The following is a 22,348-nucleotide window of genomic DNA, read 5'->3' as shown; positions in this document are numbered from 1 at the left end:
AGGGGCGGGGTTGCCACTGCTGGCGCTGGCCTGGCAACTGCAACGCCGGGCCAGTAACGGCCAGGCTGAGGTCGCCTTGCTCGAAGAGCGGTTGGCCATGGCGCAACTGGCGCAGGACGGGCTTAATGCGCAGCTTGAGGCCAGTCGCGACGAAATCGCTGACCTCGCTCAGGCCAATGCCGCCAAGCAGGCTGATCTTGCCGCCCTGCGCCGTGAAGTCGAACTGCTGCAGATCGAGCGCGACGACGCCCGCGATGCCTCTCACGCCTGGAATCTGGAGCGCGCCAACAAGGAGGCTGAACTGCGCCGCCTCGACGCGCAGGCGGCCTCGCTGAACGCAGAATTGCGCGAGCAACAGGAAAGCCACCAGCAACGCCTCAATGACCTGCAAGGTTCACGCGATGAACTGCGCGCGCAGTTCGCCGAACTGGCGGGCAAGATCTTCGATGAGCGTGAGCAGCGCTTTGCCGAGACCAGTCAGCAACGGCTTGGTCAGTTGCTCGATCCGTTGAAAGAACGCATTCAGTCTTTCGAAAAACGTGTGGAAGAAAGTTATCAGGCCGAGGCCCGCGAGCGCTTCTCGCTGGCCAAGGAGCTGGAGCGCTTGCAGGCACTCAATCTGCGCCTGAGTGATGAAGCGACCAACCTCACCCGTGCCCTCAAAGGCCAGAAAACTCAAGGTAACTGGGGCGAGTTGATCCTCGAGCGCGTGCTCGAACACGCAGGGTTGGAGAAGGGGCGCGAGTATCAGACCCAGGTCAATTTGAAAGGCCCGGACGGCGAGCGCTTTCAACCTGATGTGATCATTTACCTGCCCGGCGACAAGCAAGTGGTGGTGGATTCCAAGGTGAGTCTCACCGCGTATCAGCAATACGTGGCTGCCGACGACGACACCCTCGGGCAGATCGCGATCAAACAGCACGTGCTGTCGCTGCGCAATCACGTCAAAGGTCTGGCCGGCAAGGATTACAAACGCCTGGAAGGCCTGCACAGCCTCGATTTCGTTTTGCTGTTCGTGCCGATCGAGGCGGCGTTTTCGGCGGCATTGCAGGCTGAGCCAGCGCTGTTTCAGGAAGCCTTCGACCGCAACATCGTCATCGTCAGCCCGACCACCTTGCTGGCGACTTTGCGCGTGATCGACAGCTTGTGGAAGCAGGAACGCCAAAGTCAGAACGCCCGGGAAATCGCCGAGCGCGCGGGCTGGCTATACGACAAGTTCGTGCTGTTCATTCAGGATCTCGACGAGGTCGGCAATCGTCTGCAGCAACTGGACAAGGCCTACAGCTCAGCGCGCAACAAGCTGACCGAAGGACGCGGCAATCTGGTCAGTCGCAGTGAGCAGCTCAAGTTGCTGGGTGCGCGTGCCAGCAAGAGCTTGCCGGCAGATCTGCTGGAGCGGGCGATGACCGATGTCGATGGCCTCGTCGAACTTCCTGAATAGCCCAAAAGCTGCGTCGGATCGCCACCCGGAGCAAGCTCGTTCCCACAATTAGAAATGCATTCCAATGTGGGAGCGAGCTTGCTCGCGAAGGCGTCAGTAAAGCCACCGCCTACAACGGCACATACCGACTCAACAACGCCCGCAACGCCGCCGGTTTCACCGGTTTCGGCAGATAATCCAGCCCCGCCGCATGCACCTGTGCAACCATCTCCGGTCGCCCGTCAGCACTGATCACCACCCCCGGCACCGGCTCGCCCAGCGTGGTGCGCAACCACGCCATCAACTCTGTGCCGGTATCGCCGTGATCGAGGTGATAGTCGACCAGTGCCAGTTGCGGGCGCATGCCATCGCTCAACAACGCCGCACATTCCTCACGGTTGCGCGCCGTCCACACCTGACAGCCCCAGCGACTCAACAGGCTGTTCATGCCGATCAGAATGCTGTCTTCGTTATCGATGCACAGCACCTGCGCGCCGCTGAGCAATTTGCCATTCAATTCGACCGCAGCGCTGGCTGGCGCCGCTTGCGTGCGGGCCAACGGTACGCTGACGCTGAACACGCTGCCGCGCCCGGGCCATGAGCGCACACGCAGCGTATGACCGAGCACGCGACACAAACCATCGGCAATCGCCAACCCCAGTCCAAGGCCTTTTTCGGCGCGGGTCTGATGACTGTCGAGGCGTTTGAACTCCTCGAAAATCACCTGCTGTTTATCTTCCGGAATGCCCGGCCCGCGATCCCACACCTCCAGACACAACTCGCCGTCGCGTCGCCGCACGCCCAGCAGCACCGGGCCTTTGGCGTAGCGGAAAGCGTTAGTCAGGAAGTTCTGCAAAATGCGCCGCAGCAATTTGATGTCGCTGTCGATGCGCAGATGGCTGCCGCGCACCCGGAAGTTCAAACCCTGTTCCTGCGCCAGCGCCTTGAATTCGGCGCCCAGCGTGTCGAACAGCTCGTTGACCGCAAACGCCTTGCGATCCGGGTTGATCTTGCCGTTTTCCAGGCGGGAGATGTCCAGCAGATCGCTGATCAAGTCCTCGGCCGAGCGCAGCGAACTGTCGAGGTGTTGCACCAGTTTCTGCGCTTCGCTGCTCAAGCCGTCGTCCTGATGGGAGAGCGCGGCGGAGAACAGGCGCGCGGCGTTCAGCGGTTGCATCAAGTCATGGCTGACTGCCGCGAGGAAACGGGTTTTCGATTGGTTGGCCGCTTCGGCAGTGCCCTTGGCTTCGGTCAGGGCGACGTTGAGCTGCGACAGCTCTTGAGTGCGCTCGCTGACCCGTTGCTCGAGGCCTTCGTTGGCTTCAGTCAGCGCCTGCTCGGCTTCGCGGAACGCGGTAATGTCAGTGAAACTCATGACAAAGCCACCGCCGGGCATCGGATTGCCGATCAGCTCGATCACCCGGCCGTTGGGAAACAGTCGTTCAGAGGTGTGCGCGCGGCCCTGACGCATCCAGTGCAAGCGGCGGGCAACGTGGACTTCCGCTTCGCCGGGGCCGCACAAGCCGCGCTCGGCGTTGTAGCGAATGATGTCGGCAATCGGCCGGCCGACGCTGATCAAGCCGTCCGGGTAGTTGAACAGCTCCAGATAGCGGCGGTTCCAGGCCACCAGTTTCAGCGACTGGTCGACCACGCTGATGCCCTGGGTGATGTTCTCGATGGCGCCTTGTAGCAGGGCGCGGTTGAACTGCAGTACTTCCGAGGCTTCGTCGGCGATGCGCACGACGTCCTCGAGTTGCATTTCCCGACCTTCGATGGCGGCTTTTACTACAGCGCGCGTCGACGACGCGCCAAGAACACCGGCCAGCAAACGTTCGGTATGCGCGATCCATTCGCTGTCGGCATTCTGATTGGGGTTGAAGCCCTTGCCCTGACGATAAGCGAAGCGGATGAAGCTCTGACGGGCGCGTTCCTCACCGACGAAGCGTGCCGCCAGTTGCAGCAAATCGTCGATCTGCACCGCCAGCATCGAGCGTGCGCTCGGCCGTGCGCTGATTTCCTGACCGATGAACCGTCCGGCCTGCCAGTGTTCCGACACCCGTGTGCGCGACAGCACCGAGACCCAGGCAAACAGCGTGAAGTTACCGGCCAGCGACAGCACCACGCCTTGGGTCAGCGGAGTGATCGGCAGGTTCAGCGGGTTACTGTGCAACCACGCAAGCCCGGGAAAACTGCTCAGCGACCAGCCGAGACTGTGCGCGGCAATCGGCAGGATCAGCGTGTAAAACCAGAGGAACGTGCCCGCAGCCAAACCTGCGAAAACGCCGCGACGGTTGGCTTGTTTCCAGTACAAGGCGCCGAGCATGGCCGGTGCCAGTTGAGTGACCGCCGCAAAGGCAATCTGGCCGATGGTCGCCAAACTTGCCGTCGAGCCGAGCAAGCGGTAGCTGACATAGGCGAGCAACAGAATCACCACGATGCTGACGCGGCGCACCGAGAGCATCCACTGGCGGAACACCTCGAACGGGCGCTCGGCGTTGTTGCGCCGCAGCAACCACGGCAACAGCATGTCGTTGGAGACCATGGTCGACAACGCCACGCTGGCGACAATCACCATGCCGGTCGCCGCCGACGCGCCACCGATAAAGGCCAGCACCGCCAAGGCCGGATGCGCCTGGGCCAGCGGCAGGCTGATCACGAACGAGTCGGGCAAGACGTCGCTCGGCAGCAGCATCTGCCCGGCCAGCGCGATCGGCACGACGAACAGGGCGGCCAACGCCAGATAAGCGGGAAACACCCATTTGGCCAGCCGCAGATCCTGCGGATCGATGTTCTCCACCACCGTCACGTGGAACTGCCGTGGCAGGCAAATGATCGCCATCATCGCCACGCCGGTCTGCACCACCATCGACGGCCAGTTAATGGTTTCTTTCCAGTATTCCTCAAGCCTTGGGGCGAGCATCGCCTGATTGAACAGGTCGTCGAAACCGTCATACAGGCCAAACGTGACGAAGGCGCCGACGGCGAGAAAGGCAAACAGTTTGACCAGTGATTCGAAGGCAATCGCCAGCACCATGCCACGGTGGTGCTCGGTGGCGTCGAGGTTGCGCGTGCCGAAGACGATGGTGAACAGCGCCAGCACCAGCGACACGATCAGCGCGGTGTCCTGGGCGCGGGTGCCCATGGCATCGGCACCGGCGCCGATCAGCAGGTTCACGCCGAGGACGATGCCTTTGAGTTGCAGGGCGATGTAGGGGAGGACGCCGACCAGACAGATCAGCGCGACGACCACCGCCAGCGATTGCGATTTGCCGTAACGCGCGGCAATAAAGTCAGCGATGGAGGTGATGTTCTCCTGCTTGCTGATCATCACCATCTTCTGCAGAACCCACGGTGCGCCTACTAACAACAGGATCGGCCCGAGGTAAATCGGCAGGAAAGACCACAGTTGTTCCGCCGCCTGGCCGACGGCGCCGAAGAACGTCCAACTGGTGCAGTAAACCGCCAGCGACAGGCTGTACACCCAGGCACGCATGCGCGGCGGCAAGGGCGCGCTGCGACGGTCGCCGTAGAAGGCGATGGCGAACATGATGGCCATATAGGCCAGGGCGACGGCGGCGATCAGCCCGGTGGACAACGACATGCAACACTCCCGACAGAAGACTCCCCGGCACTCCTGCCCGGGCGGACAGTCTCGCATGCGCGGGGCGGTTAGTCAGTGTCGACCAAGGTCGTGGCGTGGCGGGGTGTCGCAGGTATGGAACCGGGTGGTTTTTGCGGTGACCAGGCGGGCCTCATCGCTGGCAAGCCAGCTCCCACAGTGACTCGGGTGAGCAGAAAATCCGCATTCGCTGACGCTCCCTGTGTGAGCTGGCTTGCCAGCGATGGCGTCAATTCTGCTGCAATGCAATATCAATCAGCCGATGCAGTTCTTCCACCTCCAGCGCCGCCGCCGAAAACAGAATCCGGAACACCACCGGCGCGACCACCAGATTGATCAATCGATCGACACTCGGCGCCACCTCATCGGGATGCCGCTCAATGATCGTCTGCAACTGCGCACCAATGATCGTCACGCAGTAGCCCGGCGTAGCACTGGCCTGCACGTCGCGCATCATGTTGCGCCCAGGCTCCGAGCTCATCTCGTCGAGATACTGCTCGGCCCACGCGCGAATATCGCTGCGCAGGCTGCCGGTTTGCGCCGGCTCGCTGTCAGGGCGCATGCGCGCGAGGGCGACATCCGCGAGCAATGCTGCGAGATCACCCCAGCGCCGATAAATCGTCGACGGCGTCACCCCCGCACGGGCGGCGATCTGCGGGACGGTCACGCTCGAACGCTCCTGCTCCTGCAGAAGCGCGCGGACTGCCGAATGAATTGCATCTTGCACCCGGGCACTGCGGCCGCCGGGGCGTAAACCTTCTTTAATAGCCATGGCGCAGACCTTAACACAAAGAATTTGCTTTAAGCGCGAGGCGGTAGCACACTCCGCAAAAGCAAAAAATTAGCTTTTGCGGAGTGTGTCCATGACCAGCCTAGCTTCTAACCGTTCCAGCCTGTGGTTTCTGGCGATAACGCTACTGAGTTTTCTCGCCGCGTCCACGGCGCCGACGCCGTTGTATCACCTGTATCAGGATCAATTGCACTTCTCGGCCGCTGTCCTGACCCTGATTTTCGGTGTCTACGCGCTCAGCTTGCTGGCGGCGCTATTAACCGTCGGTTCGCTGTCCGATCACCTGGGCCGCAAACCGGTGATCTTCACCGCCGTGCTGCTCAACGCCTTGGCGATGTTGTTGTTTATCTACGCCGACAGCGTCGCGTGGCTGATCAGTGCTCGCGTGTTGCAGGGTTTCGCCACCGGCATGGCCACCGCTGTGTTGAGCGCGACGCTGCTCGATACGGATCGCCAGCAAGGGCCGTTGATCAACAGCGTCGCTCCGCTGCTGGGCATGGCACTGGGCGGTATGGGTTGTGGCTTGCTGGCCGAGTTCGCCCCGGCACCGCTGCAACTGACGTACTGGTTGTTGCTCGGCCTTTTCGTATTGCAGGCGTTGTATGTCTGGCGCCTGCCAGAAAGCGTCACTCGGCAAGCCGGAGCGTGGGCGTCGCTGCGGCCGACGTTGCACGTGCCGGTGCAGGCGCGCGCCACCCTGTGGCGTGTACTGCCGTTGAACACTGCGACCTGGGCGCTCGGTGGTTTTTACGCGTCGCTGGCGCCGTCGCTGGTGCGCACTGCCACCGGTTCGACGTCGAATCTGATCGGCGGCGCCACGGTGGCGGCACTGACCGTCACGGGCGCGCTGATGATTTTCACGATGCGCAACCGACCTGCCGCCCGCGCGCTGCAATTGGGCGCGAGTTTGCTGCCGATCGGTCTTCTACTGATTCTGCTCGGCGTGCACAGTGCCAGCCTGGCGTTGTTTTTCCTCGGCACGCTGGTGGCCGGTTGTGGTTTCGGCTCGGGATTTCTTGGCGCGGTCCGCAGTCTGGTACCGCTGGCATTGCCCCATGAGCGCGCGGGATTGATGTCGGCGTATTACGCGCTGAGCTATCTGGCGTTCTGCCTGCCGGCGCTGCTCGCCGGGCATTTATCTCGCCACTACGGGTTGCTGGCGACCACTGATGGTTACGGGGTGATTTTGATTGTGTTGGCGGTCGGCGCGCTGTTACTCAGTCTGCGGTCACCAGCGGCCAAGGCCTGCAGTGCTCCATAACCGTCGCGGTTTCGGTTAGCCTTGCCCAGCCCTTATCTAACGGATGGATTCATGAAGATTATTCGCAGCAAGGCCTTCACCGCGGACCGTGCCTGGGGCGCGCTGGACATCGCCAACATGAACGGCATCACCACGCGCCTGCACTGGACCGATCAGCCATATAAATGGCACGTCAACGATGGCGAGGAAGTGTTCGTGGTGCTCGATGGGCAAGTGCAGATGCATTACCGCGAGCATGGCGAAGAAAAACAGGTGCAGCTTGATGTCGGTGACATCTTCTATGCGAGCGTGGGCACCGAGCACGTCGCCCATCCCCAAGGCGTGGCGCGGATTCTGGTGATCGAAAGCGAAGGCAGCGTCTGAGCACATATCTACAAAACAGATAACAGTTAGAGATATTACCCGTTATATAGATATTCTATTCGGTTCTACCATGGACTCAACCTCACCAGAGGACAGGAGTTCATGATGACTTGCCCCAACAGCGCCAAACCCGGCATCAAGCCGTTCAGCCAGCTTCAGCATCCGCGCGAAGTGATCCGCCAATTCACCCCGAACTGGTTCGCCGCCACCATGGGCACCGGGGTGCTGGCGTTGGCGCTCGCACAATTGTCGCTGGCCAATCCCGCACTGCACGCCGTGGCCGAAGGGCTGTGGTTGTTCAACATTCTGTTATTCAGCCTGTTTACCGTGGCCTATGCGGCGCGCTGGATACTTTTCTTCGACGAAGCCCGGCGGATTTTCGGGCATTCCACCGTATCAATGTTTTTCGGCACCATTCCCATGGGCCTGGCGACCATCATCAACGGCTTTCTGGTATTCGGCCTGCCACGCTGGGGCGAGGGTGTGATTCATCTCGCCGAAGTGTTGTGGTGGATTGACGTGGCCATGTCGCTGGCCTGCGGCGTGTTGATCCCGTACATGATGTTTACCCGCCAGGAACACAGCATCGACCAGATGACCGCCGTTTGGCTGCTGCCGGTGGTGGCCGCGGAAGTGGCGGCGGCCAGCGGTGGTTTGCTCGCCCCGCATCTGGCCGATGCTCACGCGCAACTGGTGGTGCTGACCACGAGCTATGTCCTCTGGGCGTTTTCCCTGCCGGTCGCGTTCAGCATTCTGACCATCCTCTTGCTGCGCATGGCTTTGCACAAATTGCCTCACGAAAACATGGCGGCATCGAGCTGGCTGGCACTTGGTCCGATCGGCACTGGTGCGTTGGGCATGTTGTTGCTGGGCGGTGATGCACCAGCGATCTTTGCCGCCAACGGCCTGCCGGGTGTCGGCGAAATCGCTTCGGGCCTGGGCCTTGTCGCCGGTATCACGCTGTGGGGTTTTGGTCTGTGGTGGATGTTGATGGCGTTGCTGATCACCGTGCGTTACCTGCGCGACGGCATTCCGTTCAACCTCGGCTGGTGGGGCTTTACCTTTCCGTTGGGCGTGTATTCGCTGGCAACCCTGAAACTGGCAAGCACCCTGAACCTGACGTTTTTCAGTGTTTTCGGCACCGCGCTGGTGCTGTTGCTGGCGGTGATGTGGCTGATTGTCGGCAAACGCACCGTGCAAGGTGCGTGGCGTGGCGAGCTGTTTGTCTCGCCGTGCATTGCAGGTTTGAAGAAATAACCTGAAAGTTTTAGGTAAGGTGTGGCCTGGATCGCGCTTCGCGATTCCAATAAGCAGTACCCAGGCCTCGCTACCTTCAACATCAGGAAAACACGGAAGATGAGTCACCCCTCACAGTTCAACCTGCTGCGCACGCGGCGCTTCTTGCCGTTTTTCATCACGCAGTCGCTCGGCGCGTTCAACGATAACGTGTTCAAGCAGTCGCTGATCCTCGCCATTCTCTATCGCTTGACCATCGAGGGTGACCGCTCGATCTGGGTCAATCTGTGTGCGCTGCTGTTTATTCTGCCGTTCTTTCTGTTCTCGGCATTGGCCGGGCAGTTCGGGGAGAAGTTCGCCAAGGACGCGCTGATCCGTCTGATCAAGCTCGCAGAAATCGCGATCATGGCCGTAGGATCGGTCGGTTTTCTCTTTGATCACTTGTCGCTGATGCTGGTGGCGCTGTTCGCCATGGGCACGCACTCAGCGCTGTTCGGGCCGGTGAAATACTCGATTCTGCCGCAGGCACTGCGTGAGGATGAGTTGGTGGGCGGTAACGGCCTGGTGGAGATGGGCACGTTTCTGGCGATTCTCGCCGGGACGATCGGTGCCGGGGTCATCATGTCATCGACCCATTACGCGCCGCTGGTCTCGACGGCCATTGTCGGCATTGCCGTGCTGGGTTATCTGGCCAGCCGCAGCATCCCTCGCGCGGCGGCGTCCTCCCCGGAAATGCGCCTGAACTGGAACATCTTCAGCCAGTCCTGGGCCACTTTGAAACTCGGTCTGGGCCAAACCCCGGCGGTGTCGCGCTCGATCGTCGGTAACTCGTGGTTCTGGTTTGTCGGGGCGATTTACCTGACACAGATTCCGGCCTACGCCAAAGAGTGGATGCACGGTGATGAAACCGTGGTGACGCTGATTCTCACCGTGTTTTCGGTGGGTATTGCGCTGGGGTCGATGCTCTGCGAGAAGCTTTCCGGGCGCAAAGTCGAGATCGGCCTGGTGCCGTTCGGCTCGTTTGGCCTGACCGTGTTCGGTCTGCTGTTGTGGTGGCATTCCGGTGGAATCCCCGACAGCGTCAGCGGCCACAGCTGGATTGAAGTGCTTGGTTTCGTGCACACCTGGGCGGTGTTGGTCGACATCCTCGGTCTTGGCATCTTTGGTGGTTTCTACATCGTGCCGCTGTACGCACTGATCCAGTCGCGCACCGCCGAGAACGAGCGCGCGCGGGTGATTGCCGCCAACAACATCCTCAACGCACTGTTTATGGTGGTGTCGGCCATCGTCTCGATTGTGTTGTTGAGTGTGGCCAAGCTGTCGATCCCGCAGTTGTTCCTTGTGGTGTCGCTGCTGAACATCGGCGTCAACGCCTACATCTTCAAAATCGTCCCCGAATTCAGCATGCGCTTCATGATCTGGCTGCTCAGCCATTCCATGTACCGTGTCGAGCACCGCAACCTTGAGGCGATTCCTGACGAAGGCGCCGCGCTGCTGGTGTGCAATCACGTGTCGTTTGTGGATGCCTTGCTGATTGGCGGCGCGGTGCGTCGGCCGATTCGCTTTGTCATGTACTACAAAATCTATAATTTGCCGGTGCTGAACTTTATCTTCCGCACGGCGGGGACGATTCCGATAGCTGGGCGCAATGAAGACATCCAGATTTACGAAAAGGCTTTCACCCGGATTGCCCAATACCTGAAGGACGGTGAGCTGGTGTGCATCTTCCCGGAAGGCAAGTTGACCGCCGATGGCGAGATCAATGAGTTCAAGGGTGGGCTGACACGGATTCTCGAGGAGACACCGGTGCCGGTGATTCCGCTGGCGTTGCAGGGGTTGTGGGGAAGTTTCTTCAGTCGCGATCCGAACAAGGGCCTGTTTCACCGGTTGTGGTCGCGGGTGACGCTGGTGGCGGGTGCGCCGGTAGGCGTTGAAGCGGCTGAGCCGGCGAAGTTGCAGGGGTTGGTGGGCGAATTGCGTGGGGCAGTCAGATAGTCGGTGGCTGTGCTGGCCTCATCGCTGGCAAGCCAGCACCCACAGTGATCTTCAGTGGACACCTGATTTGAGGCCACCAACGAACCTGTGGGAGCTGGCTTGCCAGCGATGGGGCCAGAAGCTTAGGCGCTGACCTTAAGCCCGATCAACCCGGTAATGATCAACGCCACACTGGCCAAGCGAATCAACGCCATCGACTCGCCGAACAGGATGATCCCGGCAATCACCGTGCCCACGGCACCGACGCCGGTCCAGATCGCATAAGCCGTACCCAGCGGTAATTCCTTCATCGCAAGACCCAGCAGACCCAGGCTGATGGCCATGGCCGCAATGGTCAGTACGGTGGGGAGCGGACGGGTGAAACCGTCGGTGTATTTCAGCCCGACGGCCCAGCCGACTTCAAACAGGCCGGCGAAAAACAGAATGATCCAGGACATGCAAGACCTCCATCGATTGACGGGGTCGTCCCCAGATTAATAACTCGACCGAGCCGCAGGGTCGTCCCCGCGTTGCGCGATAGTGTGCCGAGCATTAACCCGGGGATCAAGTTGGCGCCTCAGTCGACCGCTCGCTGCGCCACTGCCTCGCGATCTTGCTTTTCACTCATGCGCCGGAAGTAGGTCGACAGCAGCGCCCCGGAAATGTTGTGCCAGACGCTGAACAGCGCACTCGGCACCGCCGCCAATGGTGAGAAATGTGCGCTGGCCAGTGCGGCGCCCAATCCCGAGTTCTGCATGCCGACTTCCAGCGCCAGCGATTTGCGCTGAGCCAATGGCAGTTTGAACAGGCGCCCGGTGAAATAACCCAGCAGGTAGCCAAAGCTGTTGTGCAGCATGACGACGGCCATGATCAGCAGACCGGATTCGGCGATTTTCGCCTGACTGGCCGCGACCACGGCGGTGACGATAATAACGATGCTGACCACCGACACCAGCGGCAACACGTCCACGGCGTGACGAACCTTGTCGCCGAGCAAGCGCTGGGCAACCACACCAAGAATGATCGGCAGCAGCACCACTTGCAGGATCGACCAGAACAACTCCATGAACGACACCGGCAACCACGCCGAAGCCAATAGCCAGATCAGCGCCGGGGTCAGCAGCGGGGCGAGGAGGGTAGTGACGGCGGCGATGGCCACCGACAACGCCAGGTCGCCGCGGGCCAGCCAGGTCATCACGTTGGACGACGTGCCACTCGGGCAGCAGCCGACCAGAATCACCCCGACGGCAATTTCCGGCGGCAGGTGAAACACCTGGCAAAGCAACCACGCCATGCCGGGCATGATCACGAAATGCGCGACCACGCCCAGTGCCACGCGCCATGGCTGGCGGGCGACAGCAGCGAAGTCGTCGAGTTTGAGGGTCAGGCCCATGCCGAACATCACCAGGCCCAGCAGCGGCACGATCGCGCCTTTGAGGCCGAGGAACCACGCCGGCTGCAAGAACGCAATCACCGCGAAAATCAGAACCCAGTAAGCGAAGGTATTGCCGACAAAGCGGCTGAGTGCAGCCAGTGCGCGCATGGCTTGTTCCTTATTGTTTGTTACACCACAAAACATTGTGGGAGCTGGCTTGCCAGCGATGGCGGCGTGTCAGACTCCCTATAAGCCATCTGTAACACCGCTATCGCTGGCAAGCCAGCTCCCACATTTGAACCGGTTCCATCATTGGGAACTGGTTGGCTTTAGATGCCCTGCGGAGTCTCTTCCCCACCCAACGCTTCAACCAGCGCCGGCAGGAAGTCGCCGAAGGTCAGCATCATCAGGGTGAAGCTGGCATCCAGTTGACCCAGTGCCTCGTCGCCACCGTCCTGTTCCGCCTGATCCTGCAACAGATCTTCGAACTTCAGGCGTTTCACGGTCATCTTGTCGTCGAGCATGAACGACAGCTTGTCTTGCCAGGCCAGCGACAGTTGAGTCACGACCTTGCCAGTGCTCAGGTGCAGCTGGATTTCTTCGCTGGTCAGGTCCTGACGCTTGCAACGGACAATACCGCCGTCTTCGTGGGTGTCGCGCAGTTCGCACTCGTCCAGTACATAGAAGTCGTCAGCGGCTTTTTGCGTGGTGACCCATTCGGTCATGGTCGCGGTTGGCGACATTTTCACGGTCAGCGGACGGACGGGCAGGGTGCCGATCACTTCACGCAGGGTCGACAGCAGGTCTTCAGCGCGTTTCGGGCTGGCCGAGTTGACCAGGATCAGGCCTTGTTTCGGCGCGATGGCGGCGAAGGTCGACGAGCGACGGATAAAGGCGCGCGGCAGGAACGCCTGGATGATTTCATCCTTGATCTGGTCGCGTTCCTTCTTATAGACCTTGCGCATCTGTTCGGCTTCGATCTCTTCGACTTTTTCCTTGACCGCGTCACGCACGACGCTGCCCGGCAGAATGCGTTCTTCCTTGCGCGCGGAAATCAGCAGGAAGTCACCGCTGACGTGCACCAGTGGAGCATCTTCGCCCTTGCCGAACGGCGCGACGAAACCGTAGGTGGTCAACTCCTGGCTTGCACATGGACGCGCCAGTTTGGTGGCCAGTGCAGTTTCCAGCGCCTCGGCATCGACAGGCAGGTCTTGGGTCAGGCGATAGATAAGCAGGTTCTTGAACCACATGGGGTGAGTCTCTCCTTTATACAAAGGGGGGCATTATTGTCTTCGCCGTGCCATAGGCCAACCCTTCTCTAAGCCTTTGGAAGGCCTGAGAAAATTATTTAAAAAAGTGCTTGCCAGAGGTTGGGTCGCTCCGTAGAATGCGCGCCACACCGAAGCGAAGGGTGATTAGCTCAGCTGGGAGAGCGTCTGCCTTACAAGCAGAATGTCGGCGGTTCGATCCCGTCATCACCCACCATTCGTTTCAAGTGTTTAGCGCAGCGGTAGTTCAGTCGGTTAGAATACCGGCCTGTCACGCCGGGGGTCGCGGGTTCGAGTCCCGTCCGCTGCGCCATATTCGGTAACCTGGACCACTGAACGCCAGGTCACCACGGAAAAACCCGCCAAGGCGGGTTTTTTTCTGCTCCAAGGTTGTACCCGCGGGATGTGTCGTTTTACTGGTTTTCGGATTTATTTGAAAAAACTTCAATTAAATCAACACTTTACGAAAACTTGTGGCATAATGCGTCCCGTAACGAAGCGAAGGGTGATTAGCTCAGCTGGGAGAGCGTCTGCCTTACAAGCAGAATGTCGGCGGTTCGATCCCGTCATCACCCACCATTCGTTTCAAGCGTTTCGCGCAGCGGTAGTTCAGTCGGTTAGAATACCGGCCTGTCACGCCGGGGGTCGCGGGTTCGAGTCCCGTCCGCTGCGCCATATTCGGCATCTGGAACACTGAACGCCAGATGCCACAGAAAGCCCGCCTAGTGCGGGCTTTTTGCTGTCTGGGATTTGGCTCTCGGGATACTTTGCTGAACCTGTGGCGAGGGAGCAAGCTCTCTCGCCACAGGTGATGTGTGCATCTTTTTACTGGCTGGCATTCTGGCTGTGCCGGTAATCGCTCACCGCTTCGTAAACCGCCTTGCGCAGACGATTGATCCCGCCAATCGGCCGATGCGCCTCGATGCCGAACCACGGATTGAACGAAAGGTTGTCACACGCCAGATTCAACGCCGGTGTATCGAAGTCTTGCGGCGGCAGAGTGATCCGCGCCACGGTTTCAAACGGCGAGTCCTGCTCGCGCCATTCGATGCTGGTGTCCTCGATCGGCATGTACTTGTTGGTATCCTGACGCTGGATCTGCAGGACGAAACATGCGGGTATCCGGTCTGTCGACAATTGCTGACTCAGCGCACTGCGCAGGAAGTTCGGCAAATCATGATTCTGTTTTGGCAGCGTGTAGGCCGGGCAATTGTCCGGGTCCGGCGCCACCCGAAACTTTGCGTTGGCCTCACCGAATTTGTACGGCGATACCGAAAAGTAAGTGGTCTCGGTCGGACTGTCCGGCGGCGGTGACAGCGTTGCCAGTGCAATAAACACATGACGCACCTGCCAGGTCCGCGGATCCCACCCCGGAAAAAACGCCATGATCTTTTTGCCGTCAGCCTGCGCCGCCACGTTCTGCCGATACTCGGCGACGTCACTGACAAAAAAGTTCGGGTGGCTGAACATCACGAAATCCTGTTCGCGCTGCTCCTGGCGGTCATTGAGCAAGGATTTTCCCGGCACATCGAGCAATTTGATCGCCATTCCCCGAGCATCGCGCAGGCTGTCGAACTGCGGATAGGCGTTGCCATTGGACAGGCGAATCATCGCCTGCCAGGTTTTCCCAGGCTCTGCGAAGACTCCCTGGCGCAGTGATTGCGCCAGTTGCGGCAACACTTGCACCTGCGCTTTGACGCAACCATGCGCCTTGGCGTGCGCATCACGCAGATAACGCGTGCCCTCGCGATGCTGATCGACGATGCGCACCGCCGTCTGGATCACGTCCTGAGTCATCGCCGCTTCGCCGGGCGCAATCTGTTCCACGGCAGACACCGGTCCGCGGTGCTGCCAGGCGAACCAGGCGGTGGCAATGGCCCAACCGATCAGGCCGATGGCGAGCAGAATCAGCAGGGTTTTGCCGAGCAAGCGGCCCAGCCACAGCCAGATTCTGGCCAACAGCGGCAGTTCTCTCTTGAAGGTTGGCAAGATCATGGCAATTGCGCCTCCAATGGGCCGCCGAGGACTTTCAGGTATTCGAGCAGCGCCCAGCGTTCTTCGGGCTGCAACCAGCGACCGATCACGCCCTTGCCGCGCTCGCCGGCGCGGAACTCGTGGCCGCTGTTGTGATTGCCGCTGATTCGCGTGTCGAACAGGAATCCGTTGGTAAAGGCTTCGGTGCGATATCCCAAGTGTCGCGGGTCGTATTCGAAGGTGCCTTTATAGAAGGTGGTGGCGCGTTCATCCTGCGGTGACAGCAGCTGATAAATACTCGGCACCGAGCCGTTATGCAGGAACGGCGCGGTGGCCCAGACGCCTGCCAATGGGCGCGCCTTGTACGCCACTTTTTCCCGAACGCCGATGGGCAAACCGAAGCCATCGAGCTGCGGTTTTTCCTCCGGCGTCACCTGTGCTTCGCGATAAGCCCGGTTCTCGACGAATGCGGTGACGTAAGCCAGGCCCTTGGCCACCGAGAGCTGACTCAAGTCCAATGGCTCCTTGGGCTTGGGGTGCAGTTTGACGTCCATCTTTTCCAGCTCTTTGACGTCCCATTGCAGGGCCGTCAGGTCGAAACGGTGGTTGGCGATGTTGGTGGCCGCGTTCGGATCAGTGCCGATGACGTCCACTGGCAACATGTGCAGGTGCTGCACCCAACGCAGGCCTTCCTGGGTTTGGCGTGGAACATGGCAACCGGCGCAGTTTTCCGCGAACAGCGTGCGTCCTTTCGCGGCGAGAGGTTTGTCGATGGCGCCCAGCAGCTCCTCCGGCCAGGCGGGAGGCTGAAGTTTTTGCAGGATTTCTTCGATCTTGTGCAGATCACGCACGCGCACGCTTGAGGCATACCGCTGTTCGCCCTGCAGCGGCTGGCCGTTGGCGTCGAAGAAATTCAACGTCGCCCCGACACCCAGGGCCTCGCCGATGTTGCGCGCCATCGGCTGTTGCGCCGAACCGTTCCACTGCACCCAGTTGAAAGTCCACATGTCCCACAACTGCGGGTAATCCACCGGTGCATTGGCAACGCGGTAATTGGCAGGGGAGATCGCATCGCCGAAGGTGGCGTTGGCGATACGCCCGAACGCGTCGGTGCGCCCCGGGCCTTCCTCGGTCGGATAGAGGCCGCGATGGGTGTCATTCCAGGCAACCTTCACAAAGGTGTTCAGCGAGTCTTTGAAGTCCTTGCGCAGTTGCTCATGGCGCGCCTCGTATTGATCGCCCAGCACGTTTCGCGCGAAGCGTTCGAATTTCCAGGGGTTGTAGTAAGTCGCGGTGAGACTTGCCACCAATGCCTGTCCGAAACTGCCACCGCGTAGTGTAGGAACGCTTGAAGGCAATACATGCTGCGCGCTACCGCCGTCGATGCGCACGGCCTGGCCTTTGAAACGCAGTTCGCCGGTGTGGCACGCAGCGCACGTTATGTCGAGGTATTGCGCTGAGCTGCCAGGGTTCTGGTGTCGAGCAAAACCCACGGGCAGGTTGCCGGGGTTGGCGGGCGTGGCTTTTTGCTGTGGATCAATCAAAAAGCCGAAGCGGGCGAGGTAGTCCGGGGCGGCGAAACGTTGCTCGGAGAACGGCAGCTCAAGCACCTGAAACCACTCGTAACGCAAGCCTTTGACTTGCGTGCCTTGCGGCGTGAAGTAGTAGGTCTGGCGTTGTTCATCCGTCCATTGATTGAGGTAATGCACCTGTTGAACGGGGTCGTAGAACGGCAGTTTCGGGTTGGCGACATAGTACAAAACCACCGCGAGGATTAAGCCAAGCAGCAGCGCGATCAGGGTCAGCACACGGAATAAGAGGCGCAAGATAAACATCCTTGTCGAGTTGTTCCGCTGTTATGCCTGAGCCGGACCCTATGCGGCAAGTGGCCATTACGCCAGTTGTTGTGGGCATGGCGGGCAATTCATTCGCAGGCAAGATGACAGAAGCTTCATCGTGCCTTTGCCCAAAAGCGTTTTAATCCCTGAACTTATCGCCGCTTTACTGCTCTCATGCCGGTAGCCATTGGTCGTGGCGGCCTGATAAGCTCGCGGCTTTACTCGATTGCCCTTTCGGCGCATGAACAAGGAAATAGCATGAAACAGCATCGGTTGGCGGCGGCGGTAGCCCTGGTTAGCCTGGTCCTCGCGGGTTGTGATTCGCAGACCAGCGTAGAGCTGAAAACCCCGGCGCAGAAAGCTTCCTACGGTATCGGCCTGAACATGGGCAAGAGCCTGGCTCAGGAAGGCATGGATGATCTGGACTCCAAAGCAGTAGCCCAGGGCATCGAAGATGCCGTCGGCAAGAAAGAACAGAAGCTGAAAGATGAAGAACTGGTCGAAGCTTTCGCCGCGCTGCAAAAGCGTGCCGAAGAGCGTATGGCCAAGATGAGCGAAGAGTCGGCTACTGCCGGCAAGAAATTCCTCGAAGAAAACGGCAAGAAGGCGGGTGTAACGACTACCGCTTCCGGCCTGCAGTACGAAGTGGTCAAGAAAGCCGACGGCCCACAGCCCAAGCCGACTGACGTAGTGACCGTTCACTACACCGGCAAGCTGACCAATGGCACCGTATTCGACAGCTCCGTCGAGCGCGGCAGCCCGATTGATCTGCCAGTAAGCGGCGTGATCCCGGGTTGGGTTGAAGGCCTGCAACTGATGCACGTTGGCGAGAAGTACAAACTGTACATCCCTAGCGATCTGGCTTACGGCGCTCAATCGCCAAGCCCGGCAATCCCTGCCAACTCGGTTCTGGTTTTCGACCTGGAACTGCTGGCCATCAAGGATCCAGCCAAAGAAGACGCCGCTGCTGCCAAGTAAGCACCTCGGTTTCGACAACAACGCCTCGCTTATGCGGGGCGTTGTTGCATCTGGAGGATGGCAAGGGTAAACAGAGCGAACCGACGTCGGTCAGGAGAGTCATAGCTTTGAGGCGCCTGGCGCTAGCCGCCCTGAACCGCCAAGTCAATGAAATCTTGGGGTTTTTTATGTGAGTAAAAAACGCCCGATCTGAGCGCAGCCCTTATAAAACGGGGCTCTTGGCGCTGAAATGCAGCTCTGTTCACAAGGTTATCCACAATTTGTGTGGATAACATTTCAACGGGAGGAATAGATGAAAGCTCCGTGGAATTTCGCTCGATTCCTGCCCCTCGCTGGCCGCCTGCTGGCCCGGGGACGCTTGCCGACGCTGTTGTTTGCGGTGGCCAGCAAAGGCGCGGCGCAAGGCAATCGTCTGGGCAAACTCAAGGACGACCTGCGCTTGCTGCAGGCGCTGTGCCTGGCTTACTGGCGCGGTGAGTACCGTGCGATCAGTGGTAAAGCGCTGGTGTCGGTGGTGGCGGGCCTGATGTATTTCCTCAGCCCGGTGGATGCCATACCGGATTTTATTCCCGTGTTCGGCATGCTCGATGACATCGCCGTCCTCGCCTGGCTGATGAAAACCCTCGACGATGAACTCAATGCCTTTCGCCTGTGGCGCAACCGCCAGCAACCGGAAAAACTCGCCGTGGTCGAGCGCCTGCCCGATACCCCTGAACAACTGCAACTTCAGGGTCCGAAAAAGCCCTGATTGATTAAGTCTTCCTGTAGATAGATACCCCCCGCGACCTTGGCCGCTGTTAGGATTACACTTCTAGGGAAAAGTGCCGACTCGCTAAGTGTTGTTGTCCTACGGGGTAGTCATGGATATTCAGATAATTGCACGCGATGGCGAGCCCGAATACGCGGTTCTACCTTGGGCTCAATATCAGGCTCTACTGAAAGCAGCAGGGATCAACGAAGCACCGTCGCAGCCGGCTCAAGTGCCGATTGCGGCAACATCAGACCCGATTCTTCCAGGTCTGGATCAACTACGCAGTTTGCGCGAAGGGAAGGGCATCGCCATCGAGGCGTTGGCCCGCACGGTAGGCATCAGCCCGTCTTATCTGGCCATGATCGAAAGTGGCGAGCGTCAACCCGACGCCGCGATTCGTCGCAGCCTGGCCTGGGAACTGACGGTGCCAGGTTGGAGGGACGAATCGTGAGCGTACGCATCAGTCGTCAACATTGGGACGGACTGCTCGGGGAACTGGATCAGGCGCGACGCCAGCGCCATCTGCTGACCTATCGGGCCTTGCTCGAGCGTCTGCAGTTGCCGACGCCGGCGATGCAGACCCTGACCGCAGCACTCGAGCATCTGGCGGCGCTGGACGCCAAGGCTGAACAACCCTTGCGCAGTTCGCTGGTGATCAGCCAGGGTGCCAGCCGTTTGCCACGCACCGGTTTTTTTGAGTGTGTTGAACGCCTGGGGCGTTTTTCCGGGCCGTCCGACGGCGTTGCTGCCGCCTCTTGGCATGCCTCGGAAGTGGTCAGGGTTTTCGAATACGAGTACCCGGAATCGGCGGAGGCCTGAGTGTTTTTACGCCTCAAGGCGCGGGCCAGTTACTGGCTGGCCCGCCGGCTGTTTCACTGGTCATGGTTTGTCCGCCAGCCACGTGGCTGGCGCTGGCTTGAAGGGCAGTTTGCGCGCATGGCCAATCTTGGTGATGTCGGTGCGCAAAGCTTCTATGGGCACATCCTGACCTTTCGTGGTGTTGGCCTGGGCGCGCGCGAGGAGGGCGTGCGCTTGCTGCGTCTGGCAGCACTGGCGGGTGATGGCAAAGCGGCTTATCAGGTCGGCGTGATCAGCCTCGCCGGTACGCCGAGCAAGGCGCCAGACCCGGCGGAGGCCGCCCGATGGTGGGGCATGGCCGCCAAGGCCGGGCATCCGTTGGCCGAGCTGAAATTGAAAGCGCTGAATGCTCGGGATTCAACGCAGTAAATCCATTTATGTCTGCTCAGATAAACGTGGCGTGAGGTTTTCCTCAAGCCACGTTTGCGTTTTCGCGCACCTGTTTATCTACAAACTGGTTTTTACAGATTAGTCCTACAGCTATCGCCTACTTGCCTGACTTCTTTCCTGATTGATCCCCCGCACAGTTCCCGCGCCTAATTTTTGCGCGAGGGAACGCTCATGTTTGACCCGCTTATTCCGTCCACTTCGCACACCCGCGTGCGCTGATGGAAGCCGTCACCCGCATCGAGCAAGCACTCGACCGCTTTCCCGACACCCTCAGCCTCTACCGCGAGCAGCTCAAGCATTGGGCCAGTCGAGCGGCGGATAACGTCAGTCACGCGGCGGATCTGCCGTCGTTGATGGGCATGGAGCGGATCATTCGCTTCGGCGCCGATAGCACTGCCGTCAGCAGCAGCGACAGTGAATTTTTCTCCGGTGTCGTCCAGTGCCCAAAGAGCGGCCCGATGCTGATCGAAAGCAAATTCGAATCGGTCTACGACATTCCGCTGGGCAACATCGTGGTCGATGTGATCGCCATGGACAGTGGCGAAACCACGCCTGTCACCCTTGATGCGCAGGGCAAGGGCTCATTCAAAGGAACACCTGGCAAGTTCTATCGGGTGCTGGTGCACAGCAAGGTCACCTCCGATCAGGTCGAGGATCTTTTCAAAGCCTATGACGGCCTGAGCGCCGAGCTGGATGGCTGGCTGCGCAGTGAGTGGCAGGGCTTCAAGCCGCAGTGGTCGCAGTCGGTGGCGACGGCGGCGGGTAACGGCATGCTCGCCGGGAGCTGGGCGGCGATCGAGGGCGTGTGGGACAGCATTGGCCTGCTCTCGGACATTCTCAAGGATCCCGGGGCGTTCGCCGAGCGGTTGGGGGACGGTGCCACGCAGTTGATGCAACTGGCGGCGACGGCTCCCGACGTCATGGAAAAGCTTCAACTGCTGGTCAGTGACGAAGCCGCACTGTGTTTATTGCTGCGCACCGCCAGCCTGTGGCTGGAGATGTTGCCGCCCAGCGAGATCGCCGGCAAAACCGCTGAAGCGGCGTCGATGATGATGGTGCAGTTGCTCATCGATGTGTTGATCGGCGTCGTTTTAACGTTCGTCAGTGGTGGCGCCGGCATCGCTTATCTGACGCTGCGTCTGGCGGACCGTGCCGTGCAATTGCTGTCGGCTGTGGTGCGTTTGGTCAAGGCGATGTTCGGCATCGTCGAGGGCTTCATCAAATACGTCGACCAGTACAAAACCGTTGCTGCCCGTGGCATCGCAGCCGGGGTGAAAAAGGGCCGGATGCAATTGCGCTGGGATGCCAGGCGCAACGCCTTGTTGAAGAAAGACGAGCATCACGACGACTCGCCGGATCAGGCGAAAAACCCCAACGGCGACAGCACAGATTGCGTACCGCGCACCTGCACCAACGGCTGTCCGGTGTCGATGGTCACCGGCGAGGAACTGCTGACCCTGACCGATGCGGTGCTCGATGGCGTGCTGCCGTTCGAGTTCACGCGTTTGTACCGCAGCAGCGCGGTGGAACTCGATTCCGGGCTGGGGTTTGGCTGGAGTCATTCGCTGGCGCATCGGCTGGAGTTCGAGGGCGATTGTGTTGTTTGGGTCGACCATGAAAACCGCCGTACGCGATTTCCGCTGCCGAACATCGAGCGCCCGGCGATTCACAACAGCCTGTCGCGGGCGGCGATTTTTCTCGGCGATGCGCCGGAGGAATTGATCCTTGCGCTGGCGGGGCAAGCGCCGCGGTTTTATCACTTTCGTGCCGGGCGGCTGACTGCAATCAGCGATGCGTATGGCAATCGTCTGACCGTGCAGCGCGATCGGTCTGACAGGATTCAGCGACTGGACAACGGGGCCGGACGCTCGTTGTTGTTGCGCTATGAGCGCGCGCAATTGCTCGCGGTCGATTATCAGGTTTGGCGTGAAGGCGTCTGGCACACCGAGCAGACGCTGGTCAGTTACTGCTACGACGCCCGTCAGCGCTTGTTGGCCGCGACCAATGCTATCGGCGACAGCGAGCGTTACGACTACGACGACGCCCACGTGATTCTGCAGCGGCAGCTCACCGGCGGAGCGAGTTTCTTCTGGGAATGGGAACGGTCAGGGAAATCGGCTCGTTGCGTGCGCCATTGGGCCTCGTTCTCGCAGATGAACACCCGTTACGTCTGGGCGGACGACGGCAGTGTCGCGGTGCATTACGTCGATGGCACCGAAGAGGTTTACGTCCACGACGAGCGTGCGCGGCTGG

The 22,348-nt window shown here is 60.1% G+C and carries 18 protein-coding genes and 4 tRNA genes; 15 read left to right on the top strand and 7 right to left on the bottom strand.

Annotation, left to right across the window (positions count from 1 at the left end; genetic code table 11):
• Positions 1-76 precede the first annotated feature (76 nt).
• Positions 77-1,441, top strand: coding sequence for a DNA recombination protein RmuC (rmuC, locus tag WA225_RS27655; RefSeq protein WP_422610418.1), 1,365 nt, complete (start codon positions 77-79; stop codon positions 1,439-1,441).
• A gap of 109 nt (positions 1,442-1,550) precedes the next feature.
• Here rmuC and WA225_RS27650 read toward each other — a convergent pair whose 3' ends face one another.
• A complete protein-coding gene (locus tag WA225_RS27650) occupies positions 1,551-5,021 on the bottom strand; it encodes a NahK/ErcS family hybrid sensor histidine kinase/response regulator (RefSeq protein WP_422610401.1) in 3,471 nt (1,156 codons plus the stop codon).
• Between the two features lie 247 nt (positions 5,022-5,268).
• Positions 5,269-5,811, bottom strand: coding sequence for a TetR/AcrR family transcriptional regulator (locus tag WA225_RS27645; RefSeq protein WP_422610400.1), 543 nt, complete (start codon positions 5,809-5,811; stop codon positions 5,269-5,271).
• 91 nt (positions 5,812-5,902) lie between these two features.
• On the opposite strand from WA225_RS27645, the gene WA225_RS27640 reads away from it, so the two are divergent.
• From WA225_RS27640 to WA225_RS27625, 4 genes are all read left to right on the top strand, one after another.
• Positions 5,903-7,090 (top strand): MFS transporter, encoded by a 1,188-nt coding sequence (locus tag WA225_RS27640; RefSeq protein ID WP_422610399.1) that lies wholly within the window; start codon positions 5,903-5,905, stop codon positions 7,088-7,090.
• A gap of 51 nt (positions 7,091-7,141) precedes the next feature.
• Positions 7,142-7,453, top strand: a complete 312-nt coding sequence (locus tag WA225_RS27635) for a cupin (RefSeq protein WP_422610398.1) — start codon at positions 7,142-7,144, stop codon at positions 7,451-7,453.
• A 105-nt stretch (positions 7,454-7,558) separates the two neighbouring features.
• Positions 7,559-8,710, top strand: coding sequence for a TDT family transporter (locus WA225_RS27630; RefSeq protein WP_422610397.1), 1,152 nt, complete (start codon positions 7,559-7,561; stop codon positions 8,708-8,710).
• Between the two features lie 99 nt (positions 8,711-8,809).
• The gene (locus WA225_RS27625; RefSeq protein WP_422610396.1) at positions 8,810-10,684 is read left to right on the top strand and encodes an MFS transporter; all 1,875 of its coding nucleotides are present in this window, start codon (positions 8,810-8,812) and stop codon (positions 10,682-10,684) included.
• Positions 10,685-10,806: 122 nt separating this feature from the next.
• On the opposite strand, the gene sugE is transcribed toward WA225_RS27625, so the two are convergent.
• The 3 genes from sugE to rdgC all read right to left on the bottom strand — a co-directional run bounded on the left by sugE (position 10,807) and on the right by rdgC (position 13,288).
• Complete coding sequence (gene sugE / locus WA225_RS27620) at positions 10,807-11,121, bottom strand: quaternary ammonium compound efflux SMR transporter SugE (RefSeq protein ID WP_122597317.1); 315 nt, start codon at positions 11,119-11,121, stop codon at positions 10,807-10,809.
• A 119-nt stretch (positions 11,122-11,240) separates the two neighbouring features.
• Positions 11,241-12,206 (bottom strand): bile acid:sodium symporter family protein, encoded by a 966-nt coding sequence (locus WA225_RS27615; protein ID WP_422610395.1) that lies wholly within the window; start codon positions 12,204-12,206, stop codon positions 11,241-11,243.
• Positions 12,207-12,367: 161 nt separating this feature from the next.
• Entirely contained in the window at positions 12,368-13,288 is a 921-nt protein-coding gene (gene rdgC, locus WA225_RS27610) for a recombination-associated protein RdgC (protein ID WP_007919763.1), read from the bottom strand.
• 159 nt (positions 13,289-13,447) lie between these two features.
• Between rdgC and WA225_RS27605 the strand changes: the two genes are divergently transcribed.
• The 4 genes from WA225_RS27605 to WA225_RS27590 all read left to right on the top strand — a co-directional run bounded on the left by WA225_RS27605 (position 13,448) and on the right by WA225_RS27590 (position 13,981).
• Positions 13,448-13,523: transfer RNA gene (locus tag WA225_RS27605), tRNA-Val, on the top strand.
• Positions 13,524-13,542: 19 nt separating this feature from the next.
• Positions 13,543-13,619, top strand: a tRNA-Asp gene (locus tag WA225_RS27600).
• Positions 13,620-13,809: 190 nt separating this feature from the next.
• Positions 13,810-13,885: transfer RNA gene (locus WA225_RS27595), tRNA-Val, on the top strand.
• 19 nt (positions 13,886-13,904) lie between these two features.
• Positions 13,905-13,981: transfer RNA gene (locus WA225_RS27590), tRNA-Asp, on the top strand.
• Between the two features lie 150 nt (positions 13,982-14,131).
• On the opposite strand, the gene WA225_RS27585 is transcribed toward WA225_RS27590, so the two are convergent.
• Positions 14,132-15,301, bottom strand: coding sequence for a catalase family protein (locus tag WA225_RS27585; protein WP_422610394.1), 1,170 nt, complete (start codon positions 15,299-15,301; stop codon positions 14,132-14,134).
• Entirely contained in the window at positions 15,298-17,106 is a 1,809-nt protein-coding gene (locus tag WA225_RS27580) for a di-heme-cytochrome C peroxidase (protein ID WP_422610393.1), read from the bottom strand. Before WA225_RS27580 ends, WA225_RS27585 begins: the two co-directional genes overlap by 4 nt.
• A gap of 270 nt (positions 17,107-17,376) precedes the next feature.
• Between WA225_RS27580 and WA225_RS27575 the strand changes: the two genes are divergently transcribed.
• The 6 genes from WA225_RS27575 to WA225_RS27550 form a co-directional block, all read left to right on the top strand.
• The gene (locus WA225_RS27575; protein WP_008077889.1) at positions 17,377-18,096 is read left to right on the top strand and encodes an FKBP-type peptidyl-prolyl cis-trans isomerase; all 720 of its coding nucleotides are present in this window, start codon (positions 17,377-17,379) and stop codon (positions 18,094-18,096) included.
• Positions 18,097-18,388: 292 nt separating this feature from the next.
• Positions 18,389-18,844 carry a YkvA family protein gene (locus tag WA225_RS27570; protein WP_077571749.1) on the top strand — a complete coding sequence of 152 codons (456 nt, stop codon included), beginning with the start codon at positions 18,389-18,391 and terminating at the stop codon, positions 18,842-18,844.
• 112 nt (positions 18,845-18,956) lie between these two features.
• Positions 18,957-19,298: a helix-turn-helix domain-containing protein gene (locus WA225_RS27565; RefSeq protein WP_422610392.1), complete on the top strand. Its 342-nt coding sequence runs from the start codon at positions 18,957-18,959 to the stop codon at positions 19,296-19,298.
• Positions 19,295-19,666, top strand: a complete 372-nt coding sequence (locus tag WA225_RS27560; RefSeq protein WP_003223109.1) for a hypothetical protein — start codon at positions 19,295-19,297, stop codon at positions 19,664-19,666. The genes WA225_RS27565 and WA225_RS27560 overlap by 4 nt, the downstream gene beginning before the upstream one ends.
• Entirely contained in the window at positions 19,667-20,074 is a 408-nt protein-coding gene (locus tag WA225_RS27555; RefSeq protein WP_422610391.1) for a sel1 repeat family protein, read from the top strand.
• A 239-nt stretch (positions 20,075-20,313) separates the two neighbouring features.
• The coding region (locus tag WA225_RS27550) for a DUF6531 domain-containing protein (protein WP_422610390.1) at positions 20,314-22,348 on the top strand (2,035 nt) is incomplete at its 3' end.

The sequence above is a fragment of the Pseudomonas sp. genome (assembly GCF_049300855.1).
Classification (GTDB): domain Bacteria; phylum Pseudomonadota; class Gammaproteobacteria; order Pseudomonadales; family Pseudomonadaceae; genus Aquipseudomonas.
Note: the sequence above shows the minus strand (reverse complement) of the source record. Positions and strands in the feature narration are given on the sequence as shown.